The following is a 19,074-nucleotide window of genomic DNA, read 5'->3' as shown; positions in this document are numbered from 1 at the left end:
CGCTTTCCTGATGGCTGAAATTCATCGATGAAGTCGCCATGATGGCGGTCCTGAATTCATCGCAACATATTGATTCGAGACTACGTAGGAAGTGGTTATGAAGGCAGAATCCAACTCCACCACTCGGGGTCAATGGGCCGCGCTGGCGGCTGCGTTCCTGGGCTGGCTCTTTGACGGTTTCGAAATGGGACTGTTTCCGCTGGTCGGACATCCTGCACTGGAAGACCTGATGTCCGGTTCGGACCCCGGTGAACGGGGAGCCTGGATGGGAGTCATTCACGCCGGTTTTCTGGTCGGAGCTGCGACGGGGGGTGTCGTGTTCGGCTGGCTGGGTGACCGGATCGGCCGAGTCCGGGCAATGTCTTTGAGCATCCTGACCTATGCCCTGTTCAGCGGCCTGTGCGGCTTCGCACAGAATGCCACACAGCTCTTAATACTTCGAGTGATCGCATCTCTGGGAATGGGAGGCGAATGGTCGCTGGGGGTCTCGCTGGTCATGGAAGTGTGGCCCAGCAGGTCACGCGGATGGCTGGCAGGGTTGATTGGTGCCGCCTCGAACGTCGGTTTTATTCTCGTCGCGGTGATGGGAATGGGACTCTCGCAGGTGGTCGGTTCATTGGAGACTTTTTTAAGAGCTCTCGGACTTCCCGAAAGTACCGTCGCCATGCTGCTGGCACATGGAGGCTGGCGTATCCTGATGATGTGCGGTGCTCTGCCCGCTGTCCTGACGTTCCTGGTCAGAATCTTCGTTCCTGAATCGGAACGATGGGAAGAAGAACAACAGGCTGGCCGCACTTCGAACTGGGCGACCAGCGATCTGCTGGGAGTCCTGGCGGGGAGTTTAGGTCCCCTGGGAATCATCTATCTGTGGGCGGATGAAAACATCCCGCAGAGTGTCCGTCTGGGTGGAACGGTGGTCGGACTGGCCATGGCGATCATCGGTTATCTCTATCCCGTCACACGTTATCTCAAGCGGGTGAGCGAGGATCAGGTGATCCGCGGAGCTGGGGGGCAGCCGGTCCGCAAGCTGATGATCATGGGAGCGGTCATCAGCGGAGTGGCGTTGCTGGGAACCTGGGGATCGGTTCAGTGGGCCGCGGCATGGGCCTCGGAACTGACAAAGGACCAACCGGTTCGGCATGCTAAGGAATATACTCAGATTGCCTTGGGAGTGGGGGCCATCATCGGAACGATCTCCGCTGCGATGATCGGACATACGTTCGGACGAAGACGTACTTACTTCGGCCTGTGCATCCTCTCACTCACGGCGTCGCTCGTTTTCTTTCAGACCAGTAAGGAATTCGGTCCCTGGTTCCTGACGACCGCGATGCTCGCAGGCGGGACGACAGCTTCTTTCTATGGGTGGCTCCCGCTCTACCTCCCCGAGCTCTTTCCCACCAGCGTGCGTGCGACTGGACAGGGTTTTGCATTCAACTTCGGTCGGATTCTCGCAGCTGTCGGGACCCTGCAGACCGGGGCACTCATGAACAAGGTCTTCAACGGAAGTTATCCCGATGCCTGCAGCGTCATGAGCTACATCTATGTGGTCGGAATGGTTGCGATCTGGTTCGTTCCGGAAACGCGCAAAGACGAGATGCTGGCATGATGCACGACGGACTTGCACACTTCCGGATCCGAGATTCTCAGAGAGTGTCAGTCCAACAGACGAAAAGCACCGCACCCAAGTCGACTTGAGTGCGGTGCTTCTTTTTAAGTGACTGATCGCGGCAAAGACAGACTGCGATTAAACAGTCCGCCCTTTCGCCATCGAAATATACAGGAAAAGAACGACGACGGCGCCCAGAATTGACATGAGCATTCCAGCGGGTTGCCACATTTCTCCGCCTCGCACCGCATATGTCAGAAATCCGCCGGCGTAGGAGCCGATCACTCCCAGCATGATTGTCGCCAGCCAGCCCATCGGCTGACGTCCCGGTACCAGAAATCGGGCAATCAAGCCCGCGACAAGGCCGAAAAGTGTCCAGACAATCAATGCGCCAATCGTGTTCATCTTCATTCTCCGGGCAGTTGACAGGGGGACCAGCAACCCGCAGCTTACGCCTGATCTGCGGTCGCCATCACGCGGCAGACACGCTGCCGGACGATTAACGGCGACGAGTTTGCAAGTGCCGTTCCAGAAGGCGAACGTTCTTCAAATTTGCCTTCCACGCCACGTCCATCACGTCCCCTACGACGGGGACAATCCCCATCCCCATGTCCACTGCTACATTGAAGATCATGCGAGCCAGCAGTGTTTTGGGCACGTTCAGTTGACGGGCCAGGTACACGATGTAGGCAGCCACCGCAGTGGTCGCTAAGTCACCAATGCCTGGTATCAAACCGATCAACGCATCCAGCCCGATACGGTAGTTCGTCCCCGGAATCACGAAACGATTGTCCATCAGGTCCGCCAGTATCCGGATCCGACGAAGCACTTCTGCTTCATCGACCCGATGGGCAGTGCGGGCCGCACGTTCGTGAGCATCAAGGATTTCGGGAATCGGCATTTCGACGGTCTGTGTCAACTGAGGAGCACCTTAGGGTTAAAGAGAAAACTGGGAGGCATCAGCACGCGTGGTGCCGTTTCGAGAACAATCCTGGGTCGTCCCGGCGGTGATCGAGAAATCCAGTCCGCCAGCGTTATTTGGTAGACCGGAATCCATCATGGTCGCTCGCCGCACAGTGCATGCAGCCGCTGCGTTTCGCTGCGAAAAACGCACACACAACGCGATCTCTCATGAATTGATGGCAATGTCGTCAAATTCGTCAAGACCTTCTGTCACATCGGCATTGTTGTTGCATCTCAAACACGAGCCCCTCGACAACTTCTGTCGCCCGTCATTTTCCCTGGAGAGAAAACATGGCTCTGGAAACAAAAACGCAACTGAATCAGGAAACGATCAATAAATTGCAGGAATTGATTCAGATTAACATCGACAGCAAGGACGGCTTCGAGCAGGCAGCACGCGAGATTGAAGACATGACCCTCTCGACGCTCTTCCAATCCCTGGCTCATCAGCGCGAAGAGCAGGCCAATCAGCTCAGCCAGTACGTCCAGTGGAATCACGAACAACCCAACCGGACCGGTTCCTATGCAGCCGCCATTCACCGGGGCTGGATGTCAATCCGCGAAATGATCTCGGGAAACAATCTCTACTCCGTACTCGCTGAAGCGGAACGAGGCGAGGACCAGATCAAGGCCGCTTATGAAGGTGTGCTGAAAGAAACCGCAGGGAGCGCGATGAACGATGTGCTGACCCAGCAGTATGCCCAGGTCAAAGCTGCACACGACCGGATTCGTGACCTGCGTGATGAACATAAGGCCTGATGCAGGCACCTGAGAACTTGAAGTGAAGTTCCACTCGTGATGTCACGGAATGCTTAAAACGTTTTAAGCATGGCATCAGCGAAACGACCAGCAATGGTTGCGGGTCGCAGTTTCTGTCTCGTTTCAGAAGGATCGAGGAAATGTTGAATCGCTTTACAAAGATTGCTGTGTTTGGTGCTGTGGCAATTGCGGCAACACTGATTGTCACAGACGGCGCCGACGCTGGCCGTCGACACCACCGTCGCTACTACAACGACTGCGGATGTCAGCAGAACTACGGTTACGGACAGGACGCCTGCAACGGCGGAGCATGCGGTGCGAATTCCTGTGATCCCTGTCAGCAGCAGCAACCCGCCGCCTGTTCCCCATGCGGTGCCTCCTATCAAGCTGCCCCAGTGACTGGATATGAACACAGTGCTGCACGGCCCACCTATCACAACAATGGAAACGGTCAGTACATCCAGGGCCAGCAACTCCCTGATGGCCAGTATGCTCCCAATGGCCAGATCAATGGCCAGTTCAACGATCGTCGGATGAACGATCGTCGCGACTTGCGCGATAACCGCGACCTGAATCGCAATGCTCCTCTCCCCGCTTCGCGGACCGACGTTCGCACCGACGCGAACCTCAACGGAGCTCGCAGTAATATCGACGTGAATGCCAATACCAACCAAGGGGTTCCCGAAGTCAACGTGAACACGGGTGCCAACGTGCCTCCGGTTCCGAATACCCCAGTTGTGGACTAATCATCTGCAGATCGGAATTGCCGATGTGTTGATGAGCGGACAATGCCCGCTGGGGGAGGGGCATTGTCCGTTTTTCTTTTTTGCCGCGGGCTGTGACACACATCAAGAGGAGCAGCCGGTCTTTGAATGTCGTGACGAAGCCGCCACACGCCGGCACCTCTCCATCTTTTCGAGAAGGAGGAAGAAACATGCGTCGTCTCATCAAAGGTCTTACGCTGGTTTGTGCGGGGATGCTGCTGGCATCCGGTCTGCAGGCTGAAGATCAAAATCCGCCACGCGTCAAAGTGGAAGTGAATAAGATCTCCGAACACCCGACTTCCCTGCCGTTGCGAGCGAGCACGCTGATCGGAATGAATGTCCGTGATGCCAGCAACCAGCCTCTGGGCACCATCAGCGACTTCGTCGTCGATCTTCAGGACAATCGCATCCGATATCTGGCCGTCTCCTACGGCGGATTTCTCGGTCTGGGGGACAAGCACTTCGCTGTCCCGGTGACCGCGTTCCAGCTGCGGAAAGATCCCAACAGCGATGCCCATTACCTGGTCCTGGACATTCCGGAGGATCGTCTCAAGAAAGCTCCCGGCTTCAACCAAGGGAACTGGCCGAACTTCGCCGACATGAACTGGCAGAAAGAAGTCGACACGTACTACACACAGCCCCGAGGAGAATCTCAGGTGGAGTAGTGACGCAGGCGTGGTCCCGTTGGGTGAAGAAGGATTTGAACCACGGAAAGCACGGAAGACTCGGAAAGTATTGTTTAACCGCGAATCTTTCGAATACAGCGAATGAATGAATGTCCGCAAAGCCAACTCTGATGGACTGCACAGAACTGAGTCCATTTCCGTGCCTTCCGTGCCTTCCGTGGTTAAAAATTTTCTGTATGAGTGAATCGACTTTCGTCAGTTTCATGAAAAAAGTCCCAGTGGACCTGAATCCACCGGGACTTTTTTGTTCTTGCCACTGGTTCGCGTCTTAATCTCTGACAGCGTCGAACAGGGCTGTCGACAGATAACGTTCGCCGGAATCCGGCAGGACAACGACGATCGTCTTGCCAGCCGATTCGGGGCGGGCAGCCACTTTCAGAGCTGCTGCCATAGCGGCACCACTGCTGATCCCGCAGGTGATCCCTTCTTCTTTCGCCAGGCGTGGCGCCATTTCGAAGGACTCCTCGTCAGTCACGAGAACCACTTCATCGACGATGCTGCGATCCAGCGTATCCGGGATAAAGCCGGCACCCAGACCTTGAATCTTATGCTTGCCAGGAGCTCCTCCGGAAAGGACCGGGCTCGTGCTGGGCTCGACAGCGATCGAATAAAGAGGCTGCTTCTTCTCTCTTTCGAAGTACTGGGAAACCCCGGAGATGGTTCCACCGGTGCCGACCCCAGCGACAAGGATGTCGACCTTGCCATCGGTATCGTTCCAGATTTCCGGACCGGTCGTCCTGAAGTGAACGGCAGGATTCGCCGGATTCTTGAACTGCTGAGGCATGTAATACTCCGGCTGTTCGCTGAGCTCTTCCGCTTTGCGAATCGCCCCTTTCATGCCGTCCGCACCGGGAGTGAGGATCAGATGAGAACCGAATGAGCGGAGCATCATGCGTCGCTCGATCGACATCGTTTCGGGCATCGTCAGGGTCAGCGGGTAACCTTTGGCGGCGCAGACGAAGGCCAACGCGATGCCGGTATTTCCGCTGGTCGGTTCGACGACTTTCATTCCCGGCTTCAGAACGCCGCGTTTTTCCGCGTCCTCAATCATGGCAGCACCGATCCGGCACTTCACCGAGTACGCAGGGTTGCGGCCTTCGATCTTCGCCAGCACCGTCGCTTTGAGTCCTTTGGTGAGATTGTGAATCCGGACCAGCGGGGTATGTCCGATGGTCTCGGCGTTGTTGTTAAACACGGGCATTTGGGGCTCCCTCCAGGAAATTGAACTCTCTCCGAACGATCAATTCGACAGTAAATTGATTATCGTGAAATTTGGGCGATCTAAGCAAGGTTTTCCGTCAAATCCGTGCACGAAGGCGTGTCATCTTTTCACTCCTCGCCTGATGGAGCAATTTCGACTGAGCCTGTCGAGGTGACTTTACCGATTATTCCTTCCAGACCGGCACCTCACAGGGGAGCTTCGGCAATTTCCGCCGAACGCAAGAGGTGCCCAAAGAGCCGGGGGGGCTTCATGCGGTCGAACGACTTGCGACGACGGAGATACTCCGTCCTGATGGCGGTGATCTTGGCAGGCTGGAATGCGCCTGCTGCAGCAGTGGCGCAGTCTGAGAAGGTGGATCACAATTCTGTGATCCCCATCGGGCAGATTGCAGGCGGCAACGGAGGTCAACCGATCAGTGCCAATCTGGTCAAGGCGGGAGATTCGAGCCGACGGACCAAGCAGGAAGCGATCGAACAGCTGCCGACAGAACATCTCACACCCGCTGGAAAACAGCATGTCCAGCAGGTGCTCAAAGACCTGAGTCTGTTCCGGCGCCTTCCAACTTTGGAAGTGGAAGTCGATCGTCGCACCTATAACTACTTCACCGATCACCCGGATGTCGCTGTCAGCATCTGGCGCGCCCTGGATATCTCCAGCGTACAGATGAAGGAAATCAATTCGCAGCACTATCAGACCGACACCAGCGATGGCACCGTCGGAACCGTGGACGTGCTGCTGCGAAGTCCCGGAAGTTATCTGGTGCTCTGTCAGGGTCAACTGCAAAGCCCCGGGATGCCCAAGCCGATCCACGCGAAAGCGCTCATGCATCTGCAGCCCCGCTTCGACAACACCGGAAAAGTGGTGCATCACCTGGACCTGTTTGTCTGCTTCCCTTCCGCGGCAGTCGAAACGATTGCCAAGCTGATTTCACCGGTCAGTTTCCGGATCGCGGATCGCAACTTCGAAGAAGTGACCCTGTTTATGGCTCTGATGAGCAGTGCCATGTCCCGCCAGCCGGGATGGGTCGAACAGACCGCCAGCCGGCTGCAGGGTGTCGCACCGGAACGGCCGCAGGAACTGCTCAAGGTGACCGCCGCGGTCTATGTCGATGCGGAACGCCGTCGACTGACTGCTCTGGGGGAACCGGTCACTCCCGAATCGATCCGCCCACCGGTCACTCGCACCGCCACAGCTCCCCAAAGCGGAACTGCTCGCTGACGGCACGCTCGGGAATATTCAAAGTACAGATTCGAAATCCGAAACAGATCCGAACTTTCAAATTCCAGACGACGATCAATTCGTGCCGTTCGGAAATTGAAATTTGAGATTTGTTTCGGATTGCGGTTTTCTCAGACGGAAGATTTCACCGCGGAGACAATCAGGCACACAGACTCTTCAAATCGCGAATACAACGAATCAGGCGAATCCCTGTTGTGTGTTCGAATAGCGATGAGTCGCAAGTCCCTTTTGTTCTTGGATAGAACACCCAAGTTTGTCCAAAAATCATTCGCTGAATTCGACGGATTCGCGGTTCTTCTTTTACCCCTCCGTGTCTCAGTGTCTCGGTGGTATCAAACTTCGATTCTGTCGAAGCGATTCCTGTCGACTGAGAGGGATCACCCCATGCCGTGCTTCTTCAGCTTGCTGAAGAATGTGCTTCGGGGCATTCCGAGCAAACGGGCGGCTTCTGCCTTGTTCCCCTGGCAGGCGTCAAGCGCATCACGCAGCATCTGCAGTTCACCCCCCTCGCTGATGAGTGTCTTGCGACGCAGCGCAATCTGGTTGAGACGCGCAGGCACACCAGAGGAACGTTTTCCGTCCGACGCAGTCGCGGATTTCAGAGTTCGCAACTCGGTCCCGGCAATGGACAGATCCTGAACCCGGATGGAATTTCCTTCCGTCAGCACAACCGCCCGCTCGATGACGTTCTGCAGCTCGCGGATATTTCCCGGCCAGTCATAGGACTGCAGGACCATCAACGCGTCGTCGTCTATCTGCAGCACGTTCTTTCCGATTTCCGCAGATGCCCTGCGGAGGAAATGGATTGCCAGTTCATACAGATCTTCCGGACGCTCCCGCAGCGCCGGCAATGTGACGCTGATCACGTTGAGTCGGTAAAACAGGTCTTCACGGAACTGACCTGCAGCGATGAGTTCCTCGAGGTTGCGATGCGTGGCTGCCACGATTCGGACATCCACCGACACGGTGCGGGTGCTTCCAACAGGCTCGAACTTGCGTTCCTGCAGCACCCGCAGAAGCTTGACCTGCACTTCCTGCGAAATATCCCCAATTTCGTCGAGGAACAATGTTCCTCCGTGCGCCATCTGGAAGCGGCCTTCCTTATCCTGATGAGCGTCCGTGAAGGCCCCTTTGACGTGGCCGAACAGTTCACTCTCCAGCAGTGTCGCCGAAAGTGCGGCGCAGTGTACGCTGATCAGTGGGGCATCCCGGCGGGGGCTGTTTTCATGCAGTGCCCGGGCCAGCAGTTCTTTCCCCGTTCCACTTTCCCCCCGAATAAGAACAGAGGAATTGCTGCCTGCGACTTTTCGAACGGTCTCAAGCACCTGCGTCATTGCTGGTCCGTGGCCCTTGATCGCCTCACGTCGCAATTCGACCTCAGGTGGCGCGATCGCCGGAAGCTTCGACAAAGTCGCCAGTTCTCCGTGAAGAACAGAGAGCTGGCGCTCCTGATCCTCAATCTTATTCATCTTCAGCTGCAGGTCCTGATTCAGACGCGCCACATCCTGCTGCACTGTCGCACAATGCAGGGCGACCCCCGAAATGCGGGCCATGGCATCGACGAACGCCAGGTCTTCCGCAGAGAACTGCAGATTGTTGCGTTTGGCGCCCAGGACCAGTAAGCCCCCCAGATTGTTCTGCATCTCCAGGCCGTGAACGACATCTGCCTGCAACTGTCTCAGCAGTGACTGCGTGGGGCTGGTACTATGCGGCACCCGTTGCAGCACCAGATTTTCGGTGAGCACATCGAGGACCGATGATTCCAGCGTGATCTGCAGCGGGAGATTTCCGCTACCCACTGCGGTGAACATCCGAAACTCGAGACGCTGACTCTTTCGCAGATACAACGCGGCCTGCTCCACATGCAGCACGTCCCGACATGAGTTCAGAAGACTGTCCGCCACCGCTTCCGGCTCCAGCAGATTGGAAACCACCCGGTTCATGCGGTTGAGCGCTTTGTCCAGCTGATACTTTTCACTGAAGAATCGACGGTCGAGTTTTCTCTGGACGGAGTCCCGGATCCAGATCACGACCAGCACGGCGATCATCAGCACCAGAATCAGCGGAACGGTCTGACCGAAGAAATAGAGATCCTGATGGGCTGTATTCACCGCTCCCACGGCCACCAAAGCAGCGAAGATCAACGTCAGCCCGGCGCTCGCACAGTAGTACCAGACCCCCCGGGAGATCACCTGATCAATCAGCAGCAGCTTGTACCGGGCAATCCCAATCGCGTAAGCCAGCATGAAGGCCAGACTGGCGCCGAACATCGGCAGCCGGGCACCCCCGAGTGCAAAGTACACGTGATTGCTGACAGCGAGATAAATCGTCCAGGCGATCAGGAGCGTGGCGACCAGCGCCGCCCCCATCAACGAGGTGACCTGATTCCGTTCAAACGGATTACGCGAAACGCGGTAGCTGCGTCGAATCGCCAGCAGCGACGCAAGGAAATACCCGACTTCCATCGCGAAGACCAGATAGATGCTTTGTCTCAGTGGAGGAAAGACGAGCCGGGCTCCCTCACCTGTGATGCGGCTGAGGGTTTGTGCGAACGGACCCTGCCCGAAATCCCGTGTCATCAGGGTCGCAAAGACGATCATCAGGGAGAGTCCCGCTGCTGCAAATGCGGGAAGGACATACAGCAGCCAGCGACTCCAACGGTGTTCTTGCGTAAAGAGCGGGATCGGGTACGGATAAGTCAGAAAGAAATGCAGCAAGGCAGCCGGCAACAGGCAGCCGGCGATGGCGAAGACCAGAATCAAGGGGGGACTCGCGGAGATCAACCACCAGTGGCTCCCGCCGACGAACGCCATCAGCGTCAGGGCGGATAGGGCGAAGAATGTCTGCAGCGGCTGATCGAACGGACGGTTCCAGTAGGCCACTCCCCCGACCACAAGAACGCACAGCTGCAGCACATACCACAGCAGGGTCATCGAGACTTCGAAGACCGGCTGGCCGACCAAAGGCAGGCACGCCAGCAACGGATGGTCCACCCCCTCGCGGAGAAACCAGACCAGAACTACGCGGGATTTGTCGGTGTATTCGAAGACGGAAATATTCGACTTTGCGCTCTCTTCGGTGGGATCTTTCCCTAATGCGATGACCGCTGCAGAGTCGATCTTCCAGGTACGCAGCATTCTGTGCACCCGGGTCCAGTCGGCGAAGCTGCGGATCGGCTGCCCCGCAGCTGCGATGATCCTGTCGCCGACCTCCGGGGTTGTCCCTTTGATCGACTTCAAACCTTTCAAAAGGTGGACATCCTGAATTTCGAGCCCCGGAAGATCTTCACCGGAGCTGTTGGTCAGCAGGCAGTTGAGCGGGATGCAGGGCTGGGTGGGGACGTACCACAGCACCGCCAGGCAGTAGAAGATGGCGATCCCCGCGAGGAGCGAAATCGCCGACCGTTGAAAATGTAAACGTCCCATTTCAGCGCCGAAACTGGTTTGTTCAGCGCCGAAAACTGCGCCGAAAAACCCAAGCTACCCTCTTCAATCTTTGAACACAAGAACCAATCTGAAGACGTAACCATTTTGTGCCAAATAGACTTTCAGTGACGGCGCTGAAACTGCACAAAAATTCTTTTGCCATTGGCACACCGCCTGCACATTCTTTTCTCGACCCCAACCAAGTGCCCTTGGGATCAAGTGACCATGATCGGCAAGTTTGCAGCCTGACCCACTCTGCAGCCAACTCTTCCACGAGCCGCCGATCGTGAGATCTTGTGACCAAGGGCGTTTTTATTTTCTGGTCTGGGTCAGCAACAGAGTCTGCCCGCTCGCATGCGTGCGAGATTGAAATTGGGCTTCCCGCAGGTGCAGCAGATCAACGAACCCCGTCCTGGGATTCGTCCGCAACCTGTGAATGAAGAGGAAGCTCCTGAGCTTGGGCGATGGGGATTTCACGGATCGAGATGGCTCGGAAATGGATTTCCGAACCCTCGCTCTGCAGTCCAATGGCCCCTGAGGCTGGCTGACAGTTAGAAATCTCACCCACCAGATGCCCGTTGATCGTCACGGTGACGTTCCCCCCGCGACAGCGAACTTCACAGCGGTTCCACTGATTCAGCGGTTTCGCCAGCGGGACGATCGATTTCAGCTCGTTGCCTGACTTTGCCCCGCCCACGGGAAAGGTGGATCCCAGTTCAGGCTGGTGAAGCTGCACCTGCACGGACGCTGGCCAGACACGGTCGTCCCCGGATGTAAACAGGAGGATTCCGCTGTTCCCATTGGGATCTTTCGGAAACCGCCAGTCGAGCTCGAGATCGAAATTGGCAAAGACGGCATGGGTCCTCAGGTAACCGTGCGGCTCCCCCTTGCAAATGAGAATGGGACCGCCGGACTCTTCATCTTCTCCCAGACGCCAGGTTTCGGAAATCGTCGCGTCTTTCCGGCCCGACACGAACAGCCAGTGATTCCCGGGAAAAGATGAATGTAGAAGCAGATCAGGGGTGAGCGTACTGGGCGGCTGCGTCATTGGCGGCACAAGCCCTGTCGACACGGGATCCGCAGCCTCCATGAATCCCGCGATCCAGAGAAGGCAACACGTCACGATCAAAGGTCGACAGCCAAAGAGCATTGCAATCTTTTGGATTGTGGGACGAGCTCGCCGGATGCGGCTTGCTCAAACGGGTCTTGCTGCGCGGTCAGTGGACTTTCATACTGCGAAATGCGGCAACCATCTGCACACTCTGGAGCAAACCGGACTCAAGGGGGCCTGCCTGCCGAGCTCATCTCGGAATCGTCCACTCACGCGTTTCTGGCTGCGAAATAGCCCCTGAAACAAGGAGAACCCGCACTGCTCCATCAGCGGGTCACCAGAATGCTAGCTGGGCCGGGGACTGCACGCAAATATGATTCACGTCCGGGAAACAACCGACACTTCCCAGTCAACCCAGAATCACTTTTCTTCCGAATTCTGGAAGATCGACGCGTTCACCGGCTGGGCGGGCTTTTCCGCTGTCGCGACCGGAATCGACCCCGACAATCGCATGATCGATCGGGGAAGGCAGTTTCGCTCATTGCAGGTCTGCAGCTGGACATCGAGATTCAGGGCGATCGTCTCAGCTGCAATCTCCGGGAGCACAAGGACGCCCGAGACGAGCACAGTCCCTTCGTAAACCGATAAGGACTCCTCAATCCCCTTCACCGTAAACGCTTTTCCAGCAGGATACTTCACATCCTTTAACTGCACTCCGGAATTGCCTGCCACAGAGACTTCCAGGGGAATGACGAACTCGGGGCTGGGGGGATTCGCATTCAGATGCCAACCGTTTTCGACAACAACCTCAATGATGAACCGACACTCGCCCCCGGGAGTCAGCGCATCTTTGTCGAGAAAACCGCGGGCGATGACGTGCTGGGAACTTCCATTTTCCCCCGCGGCCGCAGTGAGGACTGCAACTGTCCCTGTGCGATCCGGGAATGTGAAATTCGCAGGGGCCTGGTTATTCCCGCTGGGCATGGCCGGCTCGCGAACCGGGCGTGAGAGTCCTCCGGAGAAGAGTCCGTCGCCCGCAGCCTGAGACTTGGGAGCTCCGTACCAGTGCAGATATTCCTGCAGGGCCATCGCCAGGTACGGATACTGGCTGGGGTCGGTCTGCAACTGCTGTCCGAACGCGGCGAACGTCTTCTGGGCATAGTTCCGGTACGTTTCATCTCCCTTCAGGCGCGAGAGCCGAACCAGATTCTGAGCACTGACACTGTTTCCCGATGGGATTTCGCTATCGCGGGCGGATTTGATCCGGGCGAGAACCGTCTCCTGACGATTGGCGGTGAAGTAAAACCCGCCCTGTTTCTGGTCCCAGAACCCGCTGATCTGGTCGTCCATCAAACGCCGGGCAGCACTCAGCCACTTGTCTTCATGCGTCGCCTCATACAGCGCCAGCAAACCGCTGATCAGGAATGCGTAATCCTCCAGAAACGCCGGCTGCTGCTCGGAGGGCCCCGCGTCGGTCCGAAGCAGGCCCCCTTTGGGGTCCATGTGTTCAGCCAGCAGATACACAGCAGCTTTCGAGGCGGAGTCCAGATAGTCCTGCCGTTTGAAGATCTGTCCGGCCCGGGCGTATGCTCGAATCATCAGGCCGTTCCACCCCGTCAGGACCTTATCATCCTTGCGAAGGGGAGTCCGCTGCCTCCGCACTTCAAGCAGCTGCTTGCGCATTTCTGCCAGACGCAGCTCCAGTTCTCCCATCGGCAGCCCGAGCGTCTCGGCCGTATCCGGGAAGGACATGGGCATCCGCAACACAATTCCCGATGACTCCCCGGGAACTTCGGTCCCGTAAGCAGTCGCGAAGAGACGCAGATTGCTGGCTGACAGCACTTTTTCCAGCTCCGGCTTGCTCCAGAGATAATACGCCCCTTCAACCCCATCAGTCTCGGCATCCAGAGCGGAATAGAACTGACCGTTGGCGCCGGTCAGTTCCTGCTTGACGAATCCGAAGATCTCTTCGGCGATCTGCTTGTACTGGTCGCGGCCCGTTCGACGGTAAGCTTCCGCATAAATCTCTGCCAGCTGAGCATTGTCGTAGAGCATCTTTTCGAAGTGCGGCACATGCCATCTTCGATCCGTACTGTACCGATGAAACCCACCACCGAGGTGATCCCGGATTCCCCCGGCCGCCATGCGTGTGAGTGTGTGATCGAGCATCGCGGCAGAGTCTTTTTCCCCTTCCGCCAACGGTCGTCCGATCTGCGACTGCAGCAACTGCAGTCGACACGGCACGGGAAACTTCGGTCCCTCGGGAGCCTGTGGATCGAAATCGAGCCCCCCTTCCTGCGGGTCGTACGACTGCTGAACCGACCCCACTGCAGCGGTGACCAGCTCCGGTCCGAGATGAACAGGAGTCAGCGTGACGGCGGGAGCTGAGAGCCGGGCGACTTCCCGGGTGATCAGATCGGCCGTGGCCCGAACGTCCTTTTCGCGGGTGGCCCAGGCGTTCTGAATCTGCCTGAGGACGGTGGGAAAGCTGGTCTGACCCGGCATTTCTTCTGGCGGGAAGTAGGTTCCTCCCGCGATCGGCCGGCCTTCGGGGGTCAGAAACATGGAGAGCGGCCATCCTCCCCCCTGTGAGGATCGGGCCAGCTGAAAATAGACCTGCAGCGAGGTCATATAGACGTCGTCGAGATCCGGGCGCTCCTCCCGATCCACCTTGATGTTCACAAAGTGTTCGTTCATGTACGCCGCGATCTCTTTATTTTCAAAGACCTGACGTTCCATGACATGGCACCAGAAGCAGGTGCTGTAGCCGATGGAAAGAAAGATCGGCTTGTTTTCCTTCAGGGCTTTCTGTAGAGCCTCCGGCCCCCAGGGATACCACTCGACCGGGTTGTCGGCGTGCTGCCTCAGGTAGGGACTCCCCTCGCGGGCCAGGTGATTCTGCTTCCCGCCGAAATCCTTCGACGAGCTTTGAGGCTTCGGCCCGGGGAGAATCTGCCCGTGAGCTGAAGATGTCGCAATCACCAGCATCAGCAGAAACGCGAAGCGTCCTGAAAACGAAGCGACGAGGTCTCGGTCTTTCCGCAGCATTGCGCATCCTTCGCGTTTGCTTGAAGTGAAGTCCCTCGATGATAGTGCTTCGGTGCAACTTTTTCAGAGTTTGCGGGTGCGTAAATCAAATTCAAAGTCCGGTTCGAATTTGAAATCGCTCACGCTTCGGGCTCTGGCGGTGCATTCACTTCGGCTCAGCTGCTGAGTTCCCGTCGCGCTGCCTGATAGGCCCTCGCCCGCTCTTTATTGATCGAAGTGCTCACATCCGCTGCACTGAGACCGACTCGCTGGGCGTAGCGTTTCACCAGTTCGGTCTCCTGACTGCTGAGCACTCCGTCTGCCAGGACCGCCTGGATGAGCTGGTCGAGATTCGACATCGCCTGCTGAGGGGTTGTGGGAATTGGAATTGAAAGGTCTTCGACCTGAGCCTGCTGAAGAATGCGATCCAGCTGCTCGGAGGTCACGTTCCGTCGAGACGCCATCTTCTGCAGCGCCGCAAGTTCTCGGGGGGCGAGTTCCCCATCGATCAGCATCACCTTGGCCAGAATCGCCAATGGCAGTTCGGCCCCCGCCTCGGGCATGACTTTGGAAATCCGTTCACGCACATCGCTGACGTCCCGGGCATGACTGTGAGCCAGTTCCGGCGTATATCGATCGACTTTCTTCAGCACCCAGTCAAACTGACCGGTCGTCAAACTGGCTCCGCAGTAGGTGCACGAACCGGTCTCGTTCACGCTGATTGGAGCCCCGCAGCTTGGACACCCGGCTGACGTGAACGTCCCCGCGGGGTTGGACTGCACCCCGGAACCACGAACCAGCAGATAGATCTGGGTGTATATTGTCTGTTCTCTCAGAACCGTTTCCCGACCGGAGGCTCGATCGACCAGTGTCCCGGACCAGCGGACCATGGCCCGCAGTTCATCAAGCCCTCCTTCATTCGTCTGAACATCGAGCAGGTCGACCTGACCGACCGCCGGATTCTTCCAGTAGCGGGCATTCGAACGCATGGACTTCAGCAGCTCTTCACGGCACTCTGCCGTCAGTACCGGTTCGGCATACTTCGAATCGCGATAAAACTCCGCGGCTCGCAGTCGCCAGAACATCACCGAGACCCGATCTTCAATGTGCTGGGTATTGAACCCGGGGTCGCGGGCCACCAGTTCCGGAACCCCCGGAAGCTGCTGTTCAGCTTCGGGAACCTGCCATTCGGATTCCTGGGTGATCTCCGCCAGCACCCAGTCGTACTCGCCCGAGTTAACCTGAGCACCGCAGCTGCCGCACTTTGCCTGATCGACCACCTTCAATACCGCTCCGCAGCGAGGGCAGTTCCCTTCAATCGCTCCCTGAGTCTTCAGCGATTTCGCACCCGGTCTTCGGCAGAAGGACCAGATTTCCACAAACGGCCCCGAGTGCTCGGTCCCGGAGATCTTCCGACCGGACTTCAGGTCGACGTTGTAATCCGTCGCCGATGCCTGAATGCGAACATGCAGCGTGTCGAACTGTTCCGTGCAATAAATGGCAGCGGCATCGATCGCGCCGACCCGCACCTGCTCCATGACGTTTCGAAAGCCGTCCGCCTGCTGCATTCCGATCTGCAGGGAGAATCTTTCGTAGATGCCGTCGCTGAGAAACGGACGGACGGCCTGAAGATCCTGTTCACTCCAGGCAGTCTGGATTTTCCCGAATGCCACTTTTCCCCGTTCGAGAAAGCTGTTCAGTGAGAATTCGGGGTCACGCTGTTGAATCAATGCGATCGCGTCGGAGAGTTCGCGTTCGCTCTGCCGCTGTCGACCGCGGCGAATGGTGCGGGTGACGTGCTGATACTGGGCGTGATGTGAGCTGATGATCACCAGCACGATGATGACGATGATGACGATGATAATCGGAATCGCGATCTGGGGTGGGAGCGGAACGCCGCCGCCCCCGCCGCCGGAGTATCCACCGCCTCCCCGGAAGCCACCGCTCCCTCCGCTGAATCCCCCTCCTCCGAAACCTCCACCGCCGCCACCTCCCCCTCCGCCACCGCCGAAGTTTTCGCCCCCTCCGGCGCGGCCCCAGGCCAGTTGAGGCAGCGCGGTGCCGATCATCAGCAGAAGCAGCAGTCCTGCTCCCCAGCGCAGCCACGAGCGTCGAGACTCAAACGCAGATCTTCGATGGATCGAGGTGTTCATCCCATCGAATTTACCGCGAATCTGTGAGAAGTGAAATCTTTCCGTAGGTTCCTGGCGATCGGCAATTCCTGCCGAATTGGCCATGACGCGTTCGAAAGGTTTCTCTAGAATTGCCCCTTTGCAGAATGCAGACGCACGGAAAGCGTCCTCGGAAAACCTTCCAGAGCCATCATTTCGGCTCTGCAGAAAAGTGCATCAGGGAGTGAAAGTCAGATGGCCCGATCGGTCTCTTTGTTCCGCACCGCAGTTTGTTCAACCTTTCTGCTGTTGGGGATGGCTGTCACGGGCCAGGCCCAGGTCAAAATTGAAAGCGTTCTGGCCTACCGACCCTCCCAACCGGGAATCGATATCGACACCCCGACCGCTGCCGATATTCCCAACTGCAAACTCGACGTTGAACGCAACGACGGCGGATCCGGCTGGGTTCTGTACGGACCGCAAGGCCAGATCCTCCGCCGCTTCATGGACACCAACGGCGACCGTGGGGTCGACGAATTCCGGTACTACAAAAACGGACTCGAGGTCTATCGCGACCTCGATACCAACGCCAACAACGAAATCGACCAGAGTCGCTGGCTCAACACCGCCGGGACACGCTGGGGGGTCGACACCGACGAAGATCACAAGATCGACTCGTGGAAAATGATTTCCGCGGAAGAAGCGTCCCGGGAAGCGATTCTGGCCCTGGTGGAACGGGACGAAAAACGACTCGCCGCTGTGATGCTCAATGCTGAAGACATTCAGACGCTGGGAATCCAGGGGGACTCCGCAGCCAAGCTGGCCGCCCGCATCAAGGAAGCCGGACAAACGTTCCGGACCGTGCTGGGAAGCACGAAGATCATCAACCCCAAAACACAGTGGGTCCGCTTCGACTGCTCGATGCTGATGCCGAATCTCATCCCCGCTGAGCCGGGGAAAACCAAGACCGACCTGCTGGTCTATGAAAATGTGATGGCCATCGTCGACAACGCTGGAACGAGCGGTTTCGTCCAGATCGGCGAGATGGTCCGGGTCGGCAATACCTGGAAGGTGACTCAGGTTCCACACCCGCTCGAAGGCGAACGCTTTGAACTCAGCGGCGGGATTCTCCTGCAGCCGAGCCTCACCGGCGGAGCATCCACCGCACAGAGCATGAGCACCAAGATGAAGGAACTCATCGATCAGCTCGGTGCTCTGGACAACAAGGCCCCGACAGCTCAATCGACCCTGGAAGAAATCACCCAGTACAACGTTGCCCGGGCTCAGATTCTCGCCCAGCTGGTCGACGAAGTCACCACCGATCAGGAAAAGATGAACTGGCAGAGAACCCGACTCGAAGGGATCGCTGCCGCGACCCAGATGAAAACGTTCCCCAACGGTCTGGAAGAACTGAAGAAGGCCGAACAGGAACTGCGAGCCGCCAAGGCTGACCCGGATCTGCTCGCATTTGCCGTCTTCCAGCGTCTGCTGGTCGACTACAACATGCAACTGGAGTCTGCCACCACCGCGGATCGTGCCAAGATTCAGGAAAGCTGGCTGAAGTCACTCGAAACCTTCGTGACGGAATATCCCAAGGCGGAAGAATCGGCAGATGCCATGCTGCAGCTGGCCATCACCTATGAATTCAACGGTAGCGTGCCGGAAGCAACCGCGTGGTATCAGAAGCTGGTGACCGCCTACCCGCAGTCCCCGGCTGCTGCCCGGGCACAAGGGGCGCTGCGAAGACTTGACCTGAAGGGCAAGCCGCTGGTCCTCACCGGCAAAGCTCTGAACGGCAGCGAACTCGATACGTCCAAGTATCGTGGTAAAGTTCTGGCGGTGATCTTCTGGGCGACCTGGTGTACTCCCTGTACCGAAGACCTTCCGCAGATTCAGCAGCTGTATCAGACCTATCAGAAAGACGGGTTTGAGATCATCGGCGTGAATCTGGATGGACCGGGAGGACCGATTCAGCAGTACCTGCAGAACTACAAAGTCACCTGGCCACAGCTGCACGAAGAGGGAGCACTGGAGAGCCGCCCGGCCATCGAGTACGGAGTCATCTCCCTGCCGACGATGTTTATCGTCGATCGCAACGGCGTTGTCGCCTCCTCCAGCGGGACCGTCGATGAGCTGAAGAAACTGGTGCCGGAACTTCTGAAGAAGTAACGTGCATGAGAATGCCGGTTGAGCTGCACACCTGAAGTGTGCAGCTCAACTT

The 19,074-nt window shown here is 57.5% G+C and carries 13 protein-coding genes; 6 read left to right on the top strand and 7 right to left on the bottom strand.

Annotated features, from left to right (window positions below; genetic code table 11):
• Positions 1–97: 97 nt before the first annotated feature.
• Positions 98–1,606: an MFS transporter gene (locus tag SH661x_RS07180; RefSeq protein ID WP_437229431.1), complete on the top strand. Its 1,509-nt coding sequence runs from the start codon at positions 98–100 to the stop codon at positions 1,604–1,606.
• 138 nt (positions 1,607–1,744) lie between these two features.
• On the opposite strand, the gene SH661x_RS07175 is transcribed toward SH661x_RS07180, so the two are convergent.
• Together SH661x_RS07175 and SH661x_RS07170 are read right to left on the bottom strand one after the other, a co-directional pair.
• Positions 1,745–2,011, bottom strand: coding sequence for a GlsB/YeaQ/YmgE family stress response membrane protein (locus SH661x_RS07175; protein WP_437229429.1), 267 nt, complete (start codon positions 2,009–2,011; stop codon positions 1,745–1,747).
• 94 nt (positions 2,012–2,105) lie between these two features.
• The gene (locus tag SH661x_RS07170; protein WP_437229427.1) at positions 2,106–2,507 is read right to left on the bottom strand and encodes a DUF4112 domain-containing protein; all 402 of its coding nucleotides are present in this window, start codon (positions 2,505–2,507) and stop codon (positions 2,106–2,108) included.
• A 353-nt stretch (positions 2,508–2,860) separates the two neighbouring features.
• On the opposite strand from SH661x_RS07170, the gene SH661x_RS07165 reads away from it, so the two are divergent.
• The 3 genes from SH661x_RS07165 (at position 2,861) to SH661x_RS07155 (ending at position 4,757) form a co-directional block, all read left to right on the top strand.
• Positions 2,861–3,328, top strand: coding sequence for a PA2169 family four-helix-bundle protein (locus SH661x_RS07165; protein ID WP_437229425.1), 468 nt, complete (start codon positions 2,861–2,863; stop codon positions 3,326–3,328).
• A gap of 140 nt (positions 3,329–3,468) precedes the next feature.
• Positions 3,469–4,074 carry a hypothetical protein gene (locus SH661x_RS07160; protein WP_437229423.1) on the top strand — a complete coding sequence of 202 codons (606 nt, stop codon included), beginning with the start codon at positions 3,469–3,471 and terminating at the stop codon, positions 4,072–4,074.
• Between the two features lie 188 nt (positions 4,075–4,262).
• Positions 4,263–4,757 carry a PRC-barrel domain-containing protein gene (locus SH661x_RS07155; RefSeq protein ID WP_437229421.1) on the top strand — a complete coding sequence of 165 codons (495 nt, stop codon included), beginning with the start codon at positions 4,263–4,265 and terminating at the stop codon, positions 4,755–4,757.
• 289 nt (positions 4,758–5,046) lie between these two features.
• On the opposite strand, the gene cysK is transcribed toward SH661x_RS07155, so the two are convergent.
• Complete coding sequence (gene cysK, locus SH661x_RS07150) at positions 5,047–5,979, bottom strand: cysteine synthase A (protein WP_437229419.1); 933 nt, start codon at positions 5,977–5,979, stop codon at positions 5,047–5,049.
• Between the two features lie 312 nt (positions 5,980–6,291).
• Between cysK and SH661x_RS07145 the strand changes: the two genes are divergently transcribed.
• Entirely contained in the window at positions 6,292–7,218 is a 927-nt protein-coding gene (locus SH661x_RS07145; protein ID WP_437229417.1) for a hypothetical protein, read from the top strand.
• A gap of 398 nt (positions 7,219–7,616) precedes the next feature.
• Here SH661x_RS07145 and SH661x_RS07140 read toward each other — a convergent pair whose 3' ends face one another.
• The 4 genes from SH661x_RS07140 to SH661x_RS07125 all read right to left on the bottom strand — a co-directional run bounded on the left by SH661x_RS07140 (position 7,617) and on the right by SH661x_RS07125 (position 16,979).
• Positions 7,617–10,664 (bottom strand): sigma 54-interacting transcriptional regulator, encoded by a 3,048-nt coding sequence (locus tag SH661x_RS07140; RefSeq protein ID WP_437229415.1) that lies wholly within the window; start codon positions 10,662–10,664, stop codon positions 7,617–7,619.
• Between the two features lie 397 nt (positions 10,665–11,061).
• Positions 11,062–11,736 (bottom strand): 3-keto-disaccharide hydrolase, encoded by a 675-nt coding sequence (locus tag SH661x_RS07135; RefSeq protein ID WP_437229413.1) that lies wholly within the window; start codon positions 11,734–11,736, stop codon positions 11,062–11,064.
• A 399-nt stretch (positions 11,737–12,135) separates the two neighbouring features.
• A complete protein-coding gene (locus tag SH661x_RS07130; protein WP_437229411.1) occupies positions 12,136–14,763 on the bottom strand; it encodes a DUF255 domain-containing protein in 2,628 nt (875 codons plus the stop codon).
• Positions 14,764–14,918: 155 nt separating this feature from the next.
• Positions 14,919–16,979 carry a TIM44-like domain-containing protein gene (locus SH661x_RS07125; protein ID WP_437229409.1) on the bottom strand — a complete coding sequence of 687 codons (2,061 nt, stop codon included), beginning with the start codon at positions 16,977–16,979 and terminating at the stop codon, positions 14,919–14,921.
• Between the two features lie 129 nt (positions 16,980–17,108).
• Here SH661x_RS07125 and SH661x_RS07120 point away from each other — a divergent pair, with 129 nt between their 5' ends.
• Positions 17,109–19,022 carry a redoxin domain-containing protein gene (locus tag SH661x_RS07120; protein WP_437229407.1) on the top strand — a complete coding sequence of 638 codons (1,914 nt, stop codon included), beginning with the start codon at positions 17,109–17,111 and terminating at the stop codon, positions 19,020–19,022.
• The last annotated feature ends 52 nt before the right edge of the window (positions 19,023–19,074 follow it).

This window comes from Planctomicrobium stercoris, from assembly GCF_051465655.1.
Lineage (GTDB): Bacteria > Planctomycetota > Planctomycetia > Planctomycetales > Planctomycetaceae > Planctomicrobium.
The sequence above is the reverse complement of the archived record's forward strand: the minus strand, read 5'-3'. Positions and strand labels throughout refer to the sequence as shown.